Genomic DNA, 13,089 nt, shown 5'->3' with positions numbered 1-13,089 from the left:
TGTCGGGTATGCCGATTCGCTCAAACAGTCCTCGCTTTGTGAAACAGCCCACTGGGCTGTTTCAGTCGCTGCGGAACTCGCTCGGTCGGCACACCCGGCACCCCCTCTGCGCCTGCACTCAGCTGAGAAAACGCTAAGCGGGCTATCGGGTATGCCAGGTTCCCAAATTGCCCGCTTTGGTTCCCTTGTTCATTTTCAAGAAAGAATCTGACCTGGTGTTTTGCCAGAAGAGGGAACCAAAGCGGGCTTTCTTGTCGCTTGTTGGGGTACCAAACAGGTTGATCTGGGAACTAACGTCGCAGGGATTTGGGCAGCCCGTCCCCGGGGAGCTTCAAGCGCATACGAGAAAAGGGCCCGCGGGCCCTTTTCTCTTGCTGGTGGATGGTTGTCCGAAGCCTGAGCTAGATCTCGCTTTCCATGCGGGCCTTCAGCTCTTGGGCCAGCACGAAGCGCTTCACCTTGCCCGTGGCGGTGACGGCGATCTCGGCGATGACCTCGACGCGCTCGGGCCACAGACGCTTGGCGATGTGCTTGGTCTGCAGGTAGGCGATGAGGTCCTCCTTGCTGGGCGGGTTCAGCGGATCGGTGGGCACAATGAAGGTGCAGATGCGCTCGCCCAGGCGCTCGTCGGGCATGCCGATGGTGGCGCTGGTGGCCAGACCGGGGCAGCCGATGAGGTCGTCGTCCACCTCGCGGGCCGAGATGTTCTCGCCGCCGCGGATGATGACTTCCTTCTTACGGCCGTTGATGCGGATGCGGCCTTCCTCGTCCTGGTAGCACAAATCGCCGCTGAAGAACCAGCCCTCGTCGTCGAGGGATTCGTCGGTGCGGTCGCGCTCGTTCAGGTAGCCCACGAACATATGGGGGCCGCGGGAGATTTCCTCGCCCTGGACGCCGCGCTCCACCTCGTTGCCGAACTCGTCGACCACGCGCACCTCGATGCCCTCGAAGGGCACGCCGGACCAGGCGCCGTTCCACTCGATGCAGTTCGCTGGCGGCACGTAGACGTGCGGGCAGCTTTCCGTGGAGCCATAGATCTCGCACAGCAGAATGCCGTGCTTGTAGGCCAGCTCGATGAGCGAGGCGGGCAGGGGAGCGCCGCCGCAGCCGAAGAGGTTCAGTGTCTCGAACTTGAGGCTTTCATCGGCCTCCAGCACGTTGAGCATATCGTAGATGAAGGGCGTGGCCGACATGGACCAGGTGACCCCTTCTCGGTTCATCAGCTCGATGGCCTCGCGAGGATGGAAGTCCTGCTGAAGCACGGAGCGGCCGCCCAGAAGCATAGGGGAGATGAGGCCGTGGAAAAAGCCCGTGGCGTGGTTCAGCGGCGAGGGCATAAACATGACATCGTGGCTCGTGCGCAGAAGCTCGCGGGTGAAGACGCGCTCCGAGAACAGGATGTTGTTGTGGGTGAGCATGGCCTGCTTGGGCTTGCCCGTGGTGCCCGAGGTGGGCAGGATGCATGCCACGGAGTCGGCCGAGACGTTCGGGTACTCCGTCAGTGGCTCGCAGGTGGCGAAGATGTCCTCGAAGGTGGGCAAATCGCTGTGGCTCGGGGCCACCTTGGCCAGGACGGCAATGGCCTTCAAAGACGGAATTTGGTCGCGGACCGAGAGAATCTGGGCCTCGTAGTCCACATTGTGAGAGAACGTGGGCGCCAGGTAGGCGCGGGAGCCCACCAGGTTCATGGCGTATTCCAGGTCCACGTCGTTGTAGTTGCGCGGTACCGGGTGCAGCACGCCGCCCGCTTTGAGGACCGCCACGTAGGCAATGCAGAACTCGGCCCAGGTGGGAAACTGCATGGTGATCACATCGCCGGGCTCGATGCCCTGGGCCACCAGCCAGGCAGCAAGACGCGAGGCCTTGTCGTCGATCTCACCGTAGGTGTAGCGGGCGCCTTGGTCGTCGCAGACGTACTCCTGTTCGGCCAGGGCCGCGGCCTGGCGATGCCACACATCGGCGATGGTGTCCTCGGTCCAGTACCCCTGCTCGTAGTACTTCTTCTTCTGGTCTTCGTTGATTTTCAGATCTTCAATCATGCCAGCCCCTTCTGACTTCTCTCTTCTTCGGCTTTCCTCCCCAAGAGCCGAATTACCCTGTTGACACTATGATACCTACGTTTGACCTCCCTGATCATCGTAGGTGAACGTGCTTCGATAGGAATGTTCTATGAGGCTTCCGCGGCCATGCGGCTTGCCAGCTCGTCGGTGAGCACGTTGCGGCGCACCTTGCCCATGAGCGTCTTGGGAATCTCCTCGATGATCTCGATGCGCTCGGGCCACAGGCGCTTCGGAATGCCCTTTTCCGCCAGGTAGCCCGTGACGCTTTCAAGGGTGGGGATCGTGTCGCCCAGAGGCGCTACGAAGGTGCAGATGCGCTCACCCAAACGAACGTCGGGCATGCCGATGGTGGCGGACTCGCCCACGCCGGGGCAGCCTACCAAGTTGTCGTCGATCTCGCGGGCCGACAGGTTCTCACCGCCGCGGATGATGATCTCCTTGCGGCGCCCGTTGATGCGGATACGGCCCTCTTCATCCATGTAACCCAGGTCGCCCGAGAACCACCAGCCGTCGTCGTTCAGGGCGCGATCCGTGCGCTCCGGCTCGTTCAGGTAGCCCACGAACTGGTGCGGCCCGCGGCTGATGTGCTCGCCCTGCACGCCGGGGGCCACGTCGTTGCCCTGCTCGTCCACGTAGCGCACCTCGATGCCCTCGAAGGGCACGCCGGACCAGTCGCCGTTCCATTCCACGCACTTGCTGGGCGGCACGTAGATGTGCGGACAGCTTTCCGTGGAGCCGAAGATCTCGCAGAGGAGAATGTTGTGGCGATGGGCGCGGTCGATGAGGGCGCCGGGCACCGGAGCGCCGCCGCAGGAGTGCAGCACATAGGTCGGGATGGACTCATCGGGATGGGCGTCCAGGTACTTCAGGATGTCGTAGATGAACGGCGTGGAGCACATGGACCAGGTAGCGTTCTCGGCGTTGATGAGCTTGATGGCGCTTTCCACGTCGAAGTCCTGCATGAGCACCGAGCGACCGCCCAGAAGCATGGGGGAGAGCAGGCCGTGGAAGAAGCCCACCGCGTGATTGAGCGGCGCAGGCATCCACATGACGTCGTCTTCCGTGCGCTCGAGGCCCTTCACGAACACGCCCTCGGAGAAGAGGATGTTGTTGTGGGTGAGCATAACCTCCTTGGGCTTGCCCGTGGTGCCCGAAGTGGACAGCAGGCAGGCCACTTCGTCGGACTTGACCGACGGATAGCTGGTCAGAGGATCGGTAGAGGCAACGATCTCGCTTACGGTGGGCAGCGTGCTGCCTTCGGCCTTCGGAGCCTTCTTGTCCACCAGGGCGATGGCCTTCAGCGTGGGAATGTCGTCGGCAATGGAGAGGATCTGCTCCTCGTAGTTCACACCGTGGAAGTAGGTGGGGCCGATGTAGGCCTTCGAGCCCACCAGGTTCATGGCGTAGGTCAAATCGGCGCCGTTGAAGTTGCGGGCCAGGGATTGGATGACCGCGCCGGCCTTGAAGCAGGCCACGTAGGCAATGCAGAACTCGGCCCAGTTGGGGAACTGCAGGGTGACCACGTCGCCCGATTCGATGCCCTGGTCCACAAGCCACGCGGCCAGGCGGCTGGCGGCATCGTCGATCTCGCCATAGGTATAGCGCGCACCCTGGTCGTCGGCGACGTACTCGTCATCTCGATGGGCGGCTGCTTGGCGGTCCCAGACATCGCGGATGGTGTCCTCGGTCCAGTACCCTTTCTCGTAGTACTTCTTCCGCTGCTCCTCGTTGATCTTCAGATCGGTGATCATAGGCTTCCTTCCTAAGAGAACCTTCAATCTAAAAAGCAGCCGGCTGCCGTTCCGCTCGCCTTGGCTCGTACCCCTCCAAGGATTGCTGGGCAAGCCGTCCGCCGATAGCCCACGAGTTGTTGCTTGCTTTCAGCATACAAACTTGTATGTGGGACAAACAGTCTCAAATGAGAAAAGATTATTGGAAGAAGCGATACTTCAATAGAGCCCAGCAATACTAAGGAGAAATTTACCCCACACTTTCTTATAATTGTGTATCTAAAAGGACAAAGATTAATTTTTGTCCGTGGAAATAGCGTTCGAATCCAGGCATGATAAGAGCAAAGCTTGACGGAACGGGAATTCCGATGGGCTAAATCAACCAACTTGAGTAAAGGTTTGAGAAAGGGGTTTTACATGAGCGTGTACCAGGAGGCTTATCATCTTCCCGAGTTCACCTACGACTACGAGAAGCTGAAGATCGAGCAGCGCGGCCCGGTCTACATCTGCTCCTTCAACGACGCGGGTAACCTGAATGCCATGTCCTACGCTCAGATGGCGGAGTTCAACGACTTCCTCATCAAGGTGCGCATGGACAAGGATTGCCGTGTGATCGTGCTGACCGGCGAGGGCAAGTCCTTCTGCGCCGGCTTCAACCTGAACGACCTCGCGCTCGAGCCCCCCGAGGACATGGGCCGTATCCAGCGTGACTTCTACATCATGCAGCGTATGTGCTCCGACCAGATCGTGAACATGCGTCGCTGCGAGCAGCCCATCATCGGCGCCCTGAAGGGCTTCGCCGTGGGCGGCGGTCTGTCCATCTCCTGCGCTTGCGACATGCGCATCCTGGGCGAGTCCTACAAGATGAACGCCGGCTACCTGTCCATCGGCTACACCGGTACCGACATGGGCGGCGCCTTCTTCCTCCCGAAGATCGTGGGCTACGCTCGCGCCTGCGAGATCCTCATGAACCCCCGTCGCTTCGACGCTCAGAAGCTCTACGAGTGGGGCTTCGCCAACCAGGTCGTGGCCGACGACGACGTGCTTGAGACCGCCGTGGCCCTGGCCGAGGAGATCTGCCGCGAGACCGCTCCGTTCGGCCTGCGCCTGACCAAGGAGTGCCTGCAGTCCTCGCTCGACGGCACCTCCTTCGAGAACGTCATCAAGATGGAGAACCGCAACCAGGTTCTGGCCTCCAACACCAACGACGGCATCATGGGCACCCTGAAGATGAACCCGAAGAACCGCGAGGACGTGAAGGCCAACCCCGAGAAGTACGCCTTCCACAACATGTAATCTGTTCCGTTCGCCCTGACGGGACGAACGGGAACGTCGATGCTGCGGATCCGACAGGCACCTGGCCTTGCCCCTTGTTTGGGGCACGGCGTGGCACAAAGGCCACTTGGCCCCAAGGCGGGGCAATTCCAGGCACCTGTCGGATCCTCGCTGACTTCCTTGGGCGAACCTCGGAGTCGATAGAAGCCCCCTTGTGGGGCTTCTTGTGTATGAAAGGAACGCTATGAAAGTACTGGGCATTAATGGGAGCCATCGACCGGGAAAGGGCACGGCGGCGCTGCTGCAGGCGGCGCTGGACGCAGCGGCCGAGGCGGGCGCGTCGACCGAGCTGGTGGAGCTGGCGCAGCTCGATATCCAGTTCTGCATCGGCTGCAATGCCTGTTTGGGGCGCACCAGCTGCACGCTGTCCGATGACATGAACGATCTGTACGAGAAGATGCGCGATGCCGATGCCATTTTGCTAGCCTCACCGGACTACTTCGGCACGGTCAGTGCGCGCATGAAGAACTTCATGGACCGCACCCGCCCCTTCCATATGGTGGAGAACGTGCTCAAGGGGAAGCTGGGCGGCGGCTTGGCCACGGCCGGTCTGAACAACTGCGGCGCCGAGGGCGCCCTGGAGCTGATCGATCACTGGCTAGCCACCCATGAGATGATCGCCGTGCATCCGCGCCCCAAGGGCCCGGTGCTGGCGCCGGGCGCCATTGCCACGGGCTTTGCCGGCCTGGACGACGAGGGACGCCCGCAGTGGCGCTCGGTAAAGGCCGATCCCATCGGCTTCGATCTGGCCCGTCAGATGGGCCTTGATATCGTCGAACTGGGAGGCCGCCTGGGGATGTAGCGCCTCTTCTTGGGTAGTCTGTTCGGGCCCCTCTCGCTTTTATGGCGAGAGGGGCTTTTTTCTGCATAAGGAAACCCCCTCCGAAGAGGGGGTTTCGAGAGATAGGAGCCTGGTTGTCGTTCCTGCCAGGTGCAGGTTGGGTTGGTGAGGCTTACCAGTTGCAGACAGCTTCGCCCTTGGCCTGGCGCTCGGACTTGAAGATGGTGTCCGGCACTTCCTCGCCGTGGTAGCACTTCACAGCGCCCTTCTCCTCCAGCTCGGCAATCTGCTCGGGGGTGTAGCCGTACTTCTCGAGGTACTCGGCGGTGTGGTAGCCGATGGGCTTGGACAGGATGATCGGCGGGTCACCGAAGCCGGCGTAACGGATCGGCGTGGTGGGCAGCGCGTGCTCACCGAAGGCCTCGTAGTTCACCTTGCGGATGGCGTCGTTGACGTAGGCCTCGTCGTCCTTCAGGATGTCGGTGAAGCGGAAGACCTTCTGGCTGGGCACATCCCACTCGGCCAGAATCTTCAGCCACTCTTCCAGGTCCTTCTTGGAGAAGCCCTCGTCGAGGATGGTGATGAGCTCCGGCTGCAGATGATGCTCTTTGACGTTCTCGATGGTGGCAAAGCGGGGGTCGTCCACCAAGTCGTCGCGACCGATGATCTTCATCATGTCGTTGTAGTAGCGGTTGTGCTGCGGCTGGCAGATGTACAGCCACTTGTCGTCCGCCGTTTTGTAGGTGTTGTTGAAGGGGTTCGGCACGTCGGTGCGGGACTTCGGATAGTCGGCACCGAACTGCTGGGCGCACAGGCCGATGGAGCCGCCCCAGATGGCGGAGTGGTACAGGTTGACGACAACCTTCTCGCCCTGACCGGTGCGCAGCTTGTTCACCAGCGCGCCGAGCAGGCCGGCAGCCATCATGATGGCGGTGTTGTAGTCGCCGAAGGCCTGAGGCGGAATGGCCGGGGAGGTGTCCTTCTCGGGGAAGGTACCGGCAACGCCACCGCGGGCAGCCCAGCACACCGCGTCGTATCCGGGGGAGTGGGCGAACTCGCCGAACTCGCCGTAGCCGCGCATCTGGCCCCAGATCAGGCCCGGGAACTCGGCATGCAGGGTCTCGTAGTCAAGACCGAGCTTCTGCAGAGCGGCCGTGCGCATGTTGTTCATGAAGATGTCGGCCTCACCGATCATCTTCTTGGCGATGGCCAAGCCCTCGGGGTCCTTGAGGTTCAGGGACACCCAGTTCTTGTTGGTGTTGTTCAGGTCGATGGTGGGGTCTTCCGTGTCGGTCAGCTCGCAGCCGAAGCCCGGGCCCTGGGTACGCTGGGTGTCGCCAGCGAAGGACTCGATCTTGATAACCTCGGCGCCCATCTCGGACAGAACGCGGACGGTGGCGGGAGCGGCCACGTAGGTGCACATCTCCACTACTTTAATGCCGGCGAGCGGTCCGTAGCCATTGAGTTTCTCAGTGACGGTCATGGAACGACTCTCCTTCCTCTCTTTGGTGTCGGTCGGGCGGTTCGTTTGTTTGCAGTTATATATTCGCAGGATTACTGACATCCAACTATGGACAATATGAAAGATATGAGTAAAAAAGGCTTCTATTTCTATAAAAATTAGCTATATTGAATGAGCAATAAAGGAAACAAAGGGGACAAGATTAATTTTATGTTTCACATTAAGTAAGAAAATGGGGCAGACTCGCGGCGCCGTTAGACAATTTTTCGGGAATGATCCTTGCGCTTCGCTCCCATCACTATTTTAATGGGAGGCAACTCTTATATATATGAAAGGGGAGAGACGGTGGACTTCACTTTAAGCGATGAGCAGAAGAAGCTCGTCGGCGCTTTTCGAAATTTCGGCATGGAAACCTTTGCGCCCGAGCGCGTAAGCCGCTGGTGCCGCGATCAGGGCCTCCCCGATACGGTGATGAAGGAATTCGTCGATTTGTATTACGAGACCTCCGAGGACGACGTGCCCGCCGATGTGGCCCATACGCTGTTCTCCCAGGTGCTTATCGTCGAGGAGCTTTCGCGCTGCGCCGGTACGGTGCTGCCTTTCCAGAACGATTTGTTCAACCTTCATATTATGCAGGGGTTCGCCCAGGGCGGCGAGGCGGCCAGCATCACCGCCGATTATCGTCAGACAGGGCGCCTCATGTTCGCCCTGGCCATCTCCGAGCCCGACGGCGGCTCCGACACCATGGCCATGAAGACCTCCTGCCAAACCGTGGACGGCAAGATCCTGCTCAACGGCCGCAAGTCCTACGTGAACAACGGCGAGTACGCTCCCTATATCCTGACCGCCGCCATCGACCGCGACGAGAAGGAAACTGGTGCGCATCCCTCGCTCTCGTTCTGGCTCGTGCCGCGCAACGTGCCGGGCATCAACGCTGTGCCCATTAGCAAGATCGGCCAGTCCATGCTGCCCTTCGCCCTTATCTCCTTCGATGATGTGGAGCTTAAGCCCGAATGGCGCCTCGACGACGCCGAGGGCGGCTTCCGTCGCCTGTTCCATTTGCTGGAATACGGCCGTGTGCTTCTGTGCGCCTCTTCCTTGGGCATTGCCCAAGCGGCCATGGACGATGCCGTGGCCCATGCGCGCAGCCGCAAGGCCTTCGGTGTGCAGGTGGGGCGCTTCCAGCAAATTGAGACCATGCTCACTGACATGGAGGTGCGCCTGCAGAACATGCGCTCCATGGTGTACCGTGCTGCCTGCGAAATCGAGGACGCCGGGGAAGAGGAGCGCCTCATGGTGGCGCTCATGAAGCGCTACGTGCCCCGGGCGGCGGTGGAGGTCGCCTCCGACGCCATGCAGATCCTCGGCGGTTTGGGCTATACGGAGGGCTCGCGCGTCAGCCGCATCTGGGAGGACAGCCGCGGCAATCAAATTGCCGAGGGCACCGACCAGGTGATGGTCTATATCGCTGCACCGCTCATTATGGAGAAGTATCGGAGCTTCTAAAGAAATACTCAAGCTGCAAAATGTGTCCAGTTACTATCGGAATGATTCGGGGATATATTGGCGTTGACTATAAGTAAATGAATATAATTATTATCAATAATGGGACAACAAATTAATGTTGTCCCATTTTTCTATCTAAATATGGTCAAACCCATCAACATTGACCGTCAAAATACCGCGACGAGTTCGCTAGACTGGACAGTGCGGGTGCAATGCCCGTGAACTTTCGTTCAACAGGGGTTCGAAGTTTGCGCAAGTTTTTCTGTTTCGCTACTAGAGGAGGTTCATTTTGAGCGCGACCGCTACCAAAGAGAAGATGAGCGTGCGTCACCTTCTTGTCGTTCTGACCGGCATCATGATCACGTTCGGTTGTTCGGCGCTGTGCTTTTCCACGTGGGGTATGTTCCAGCCCGTCGTCGCCGAGAGCCTGGGGGTTCCCACCACGGCTTTTGCCATGTACGTGACCGTTATGTACCTGACCATGACCATTGCCTCGCCGTTCGCGGGCAAGCTGCTGCAAACCATGGACATCCGCATCCTGCTGTCCATCTCCGCCGCCCTTGTGGGCTGCGCCTTCCTGCTGATGAGCTTCTCGGACACCATCGTGCTGTTCTACGTGGCTGCCGTTATGCTGGGCCTCGGCGAGATCACCATCCTGTGGCTGGCCATCCCCACGCTCATCAACCGTTGGTTCGTTGAGCGCGCCGGTTTCTTCATCGGCCTGTGCATGGCCTTCACCGGCATCGGCGGCGCCATCTGGAACGCCGTGTTCACCGCTCTGATCACGAACGGCTACGACTTCCACACCTTGTACCTGATCTGGGGCGTTATTGCCCTGGTCACTTCGTTGCCCTTCACGCTGTTCTGCGTGCGCAACTCTCCCGAGGACTGCGGCCTGGCTCCCTACGGCGCCTCCATGCATCAGAACGCCTCTGGTGCTGAAGTGGCTGCCAAGCCCTCCGGCCTGGACGCTTCCTTCGTGATGAAGACCCCGATGTTCTACGCCATCTGCGTGTTCGCCGGCCTTATCAACATCGCCATCCTCATCGCCATGCAGTTCCCCACCTACACCAAGTCGCTGACCGACGTGGCCTTCGACGTGGTTATCGTCGGCGGCGTTATGTCCACGGTTATGATGGTGGGCCAGGCTATCTTCAAGGTGGTCCTGGGCGCTGTGGCCGACAAGAACGCCAAGGGCGCTCTGATCTTCGCCTTCGCCGCTGGCATCATCGGCATCCTGCTCTGCTGGCTGTGCACCTTCAGCGAGTACGCCATGTACGCCGGCGCCTTCATCTTCGGCGGCTGCTACGCCACCGCCGTGGTGCTGGTTCCCGTTATCTGCCGTCAGTCCTTCGGCACCCGCGAGTACTCCATCATCTACTCCCGCGTGTCCACCGTGTTCAACCTGATCGCCGCCTTCGCGGCCATGATCTGGGCTTGGATCGGCTCTTCCTTCGGCTTCACCGTGGCCTTCATCGTGGCCATGGTCATGCTGGTGGTCATCCTGCTGCTGGGCCTGTACATCTTCAAGGCCGCTGCCGGCTACAAGAAGGACTGGACGACCGAGTAACCTTGCCTTTGCGCAAACCTCTGTCGATCTAGAAAGCGGGGAGTGGAAGCTCCCCGCTTTTCGGCGTTCTCGGCTCCCTTCCTCCTCGGGAGCACGGGATTGTCTGTGGCGTTAACGCCCCGCTTAAAGTATACTTAAGGGGTCTGAGCGACATTGATCGATGCAACGAAGGGGTCTTCGGGCCCCAGCCGAGGGAGGGCGGTTTCCGTTGCGTTTCGTCCGTCCAATGCCTGCAAGGGGAAAGCATGAATCTGTCTCAGCTCAAGTACTTCAAGAAGCTCGCCGAGGTGCTGCACTATACGCGCGCCGCCCAAGAACTCTTCATCACCCAGCCCACGCTCTCCGGGGCTATTCTCTCGCTTGAAAAGGAGCTCGACGCTCCCTTGTTCGAGCGCAAGGGGCGCCTCGTTTCGCTGACTCCCTATGGCGAGGTGTTCTACGAGCATGTTTGCTTGGCCCTGCGCGCCATTGATGACGGCGTGGCGGCGGTGAGCGCTCGCTCGAACGCCAGTTTAGGCACGGTGAACCTGGGCACCACGTTCACGACGCAGGATCATTATCTCCCCGCGCTTATCCACGATTTTGAGAGCGCGTTCGACAACCGGGTCATCGTGAAGGTGTCTCAGGGCTTTACCAACTACTTGACCGAGCAGCTTCGCCACGGCACCCTCGATGTGGCCTTCTGCGGAAAGCGGCCCAACGAGTCCGAGATCGAGTATTTCCCCGTGAAGCTGTGCGAGCTGGCGCTCTACGTGCGCGACGACCATCCGCTGGCTCATAGCGAGGTGGTCGATTTTGCGACGCTGAACACCGTGGATCTTCACACGTACCGCCGGGGCACCCCTATCGGCGACCGCGTCGCTGCCATGCTCGAGGAGCACGAGGTGCACAGCGCCTCGCTCAACTACGACGACGATGTGTCCATGGGCTCGTTCCTGTCTTACAACGGCGGCAATGCTGGCGCTCTCATGCTCGATTCTCTCGGGGCCCAGCTTTTCTCCAATCTGCGGCAGGTGCGCGTCGAGGGCGTGCCCGAGCATTTCTACACGGTGTACCTGGCCTATCACAAAAAGCACGTGCACTCTCGCACTGTGGCCGATTTCATCGAGTTCGTGAAAAGCTACCGGGGCAACGATGTCGTCGAAGAGGTGGAGGAATCTGCTGTGGAGGAGGACGGCGCTACTGTCTAGGCATGCGCCCCTGGGGCCACGGAGGATGCCGTCGGCGCCCCGTTTGTGCCGTCGGCGTGCTCTCAAGGGCAAGGACGGGGCAAAACCCGTGAAAACCCTGGCATGATCGAACAAACTGTGATATAAAGAAAAAGCTGCACACTCAGGTGTGCGGACATACTTTCGCATCATGAGAAAGTGGGCTCGTTCCCGCTTTCTTTTGTTGTTAGGGCAAAACGGCCGCAAGTATGGCAGACGGAAGGCGAGAAGGAGGTTGAAATGCTGACGGGCAAAGAGAAGGCGCTTTTGGCGGCGTTGGAGCCTCGCGCGGCTTCCGAGGGAGTCGAAATTGTCACCGTCGAGGTCGTCGGGGCGAAGAAGGCTCCTACCATTCGCGTCTACATCGACACCGAAGAGGGCATCGGCTTCGATGAGCTGATGGCCACCCAGGCCTGGGTGGGCGAGCTCATGGACGAGCTGGACCCGTTCCCGGGCGCCTATATGCTCGAGGTGTCGTCGCCGGGTATCGACCGCCCCCTGCGCACGCCGGAGCATTTCCAGCGCTTCGCCGGGGAAGAGGCGGTGGTGAAAACGCGCGGTCCGCTGGACGGGCGCAGCTCGTTTACCGGCACGCTGAAGGGTTTTGAGAACGACGAGGTGCTGATCGAGGTGGATGGCAACACGGTTGCCATTCCCTTCGACCAGATCAAGCGAGCCCGCATCAAGGGCACCGTAGATTTCAGCGCTTAGGGAAAGGAAGCACAGAAGTGGCAAGTTCTGAATTGATCGAGGCATTGCAGGCGCTGGCTCACGAGCGCAAGATCGATGAGTTCTACCTCATCGAGCGCTTGGAGCAGTCGCTGGCGAAAAGCTACGAGCGCATTCTGGATCTGGAATGGGACGCCCGCGTGACCATCGATCGCCAGACGGGCAAGATCTACGTGTACGAGCTGGTGCCCGTAGGCGAGCCCGATGAGGAAACCGGCGAGTACGCCGAGTTCGAGGAGCGCGACGTCACCCCCGACGACGTGAGCCGCATCGCCGCTCAGAACGCCAAGGGCGTCATCGCCTCCATCGTGCGCGAAGCGGGCCGCCAGTCCATTTACGAGGAGTTCTCCGGGCGCGTGGGCGATCTGGTCACGGGCACGGTGCTCCAGGGCACGCCCGACTTCACCATCATTAAAATTCGCGACGGCGTCGAGGCCGAGCTGCCCCATTACGATGCCAAGCGCAATCCCGGCGAGCGCAACGAGCGTCCGGCCAACGAGCACTACCGTCACAACCAGCGCCTGAAGGTGCTCATCATCGATGTGCGCGATCCTAATTCCGATGCGCCCCGTCTGCGCGGCGAGCAGGCCCGCCCGGCCATCATCGTGTCCCGCACCCACCCCGACCTCATCCGCCGCCTCTTCGAAATCGAAGTGCCGGAAATCTACGAGGGCGTGGTGGAGATCAAGTCCGTGGCCCGCGAGCCCG

10 protein-coding genes are annotated in these 13,089 nt (G+C 60.3%); 7 read left to right on the top strand and 3 right to left on the bottom strand.

Annotated features, from left to right (window positions below):
• Positions 1 to 401 precede the first annotated feature (401 nt).
• Together fadK (QZ307_RS02390) and fadK (QZ307_RS02385) are read right to left on the bottom strand one after the other, a co-directional pair.
• Complete coding sequence (gene fadK, locus QZ307_RS02390; protein WP_295995283.1) at positions 402 to 2,039, bottom strand: medium-chain fatty-acid--CoA ligase; 1,638 nt, start codon at positions 2,037 to 2,039, stop codon at positions 402 to 404.
• Positions 2,040 to 2,167: 128 nt separating this feature from the next.
• Positions 2,168 to 3,811 carry a medium-chain fatty-acid--CoA ligase gene (gene fadK / locus QZ307_RS02385; protein WP_295995280.1) on the bottom strand — a complete coding sequence of 548 codons (1,644 nt, stop codon included), beginning with the start codon at positions 3,809 to 3,811 and terminating at the stop codon, positions 2,168 to 2,170.
• Positions 3,812 to 4,207: 396 nt separating this feature from the next.
• On the opposite strand from fadK (QZ307_RS02385), the gene QZ307_RS02380 reads away from it, so the two are divergent.
• Positions 4,208 to 5,086: an enoyl-CoA hydratase/isomerase family protein gene (locus QZ307_RS02380; RefSeq protein ID WP_295995277.1), complete on the top strand. Its 879-nt coding sequence runs from the start codon at positions 4,208 to 4,210 to the stop codon at positions 5,084 to 5,086.
• Between the two features lie 223 nt (positions 5,087 to 5,309).
• Positions 5,310 to 5,927 (top strand): flavodoxin family protein, encoded by a 618-nt coding sequence (locus QZ307_RS02375; protein ID WP_295995275.1) that lies wholly within the window; start codon positions 5,310 to 5,312, stop codon positions 5,925 to 5,927.
• Positions 5,928 to 6,078: 151 nt separating this feature from the next.
• Here QZ307_RS02375 and QZ307_RS02370 read toward each other — a convergent pair whose 3' ends face one another.
• Entirely contained in the window at positions 6,079 to 7,389 is a 1,311-nt protein-coding gene (locus QZ307_RS02370) for a CoA transferase (protein WP_295995273.1), read from the bottom strand.
• A gap of 324 nt (positions 7,390 to 7,713) precedes the next feature.
• Between QZ307_RS02370 and QZ307_RS02365 the strand changes: the two genes are divergently transcribed.
• The 5 genes from QZ307_RS02365 to QZ307_RS02345 form a co-directional block, all read left to right on the top strand.
• Entirely contained in the window at positions 7,714 to 8,874 is a 1,161-nt protein-coding gene (locus QZ307_RS02365) for an acyl-CoA dehydrogenase family protein (protein ID WP_295995268.1), read from the top strand.
• 289 nt (positions 8,875 to 9,163) lie between these two features.
• Entirely contained in the window at positions 9,164 to 10,444 is a 1,281-nt protein-coding gene (locus QZ307_RS02360; protein ID WP_295995265.1) for an MFS transporter, read from the top strand.
• Positions 10,445 to 10,689: 245 nt separating this feature from the next.
• Entirely contained in the window at positions 10,690 to 11,634 is a 945-nt protein-coding gene (locus QZ307_RS02355; protein ID WP_295995262.1) for a LysR family transcriptional regulator, read from the top strand.
• A 258-nt stretch (positions 11,635 to 11,892) separates the two neighbouring features.
• Positions 11,893 to 12,363, top strand: coding sequence for a ribosome maturation factor RimP (gene rimP / locus QZ307_RS02350; RefSeq protein WP_295995259.1), 471 nt, complete (start codon positions 11,893 to 11,895; stop codon positions 12,361 to 12,363).
• Between the two features lie 17 nt (positions 12,364 to 12,380).
• Positions 12,381 to 13,089: NusA N-terminal domain-containing protein (locus tag QZ307_RS02345; protein ID WP_295995256.1), on the top strand; the 709-nt coding region annotated here is incomplete at its 3' end.

This window comes from uncultured Adlercreutzia sp., assembly GCA_910585575.1.
Taxonomy (GTDB): Bacteria; Actinomycetota; Coriobacteriia; order Coriobacteriales; family Eggerthellaceae; genus Adlercreutzia.
Note: the sequence above shows the minus strand (reverse complement) of the source record. Positions and strands in the feature narration are given on the sequence as shown.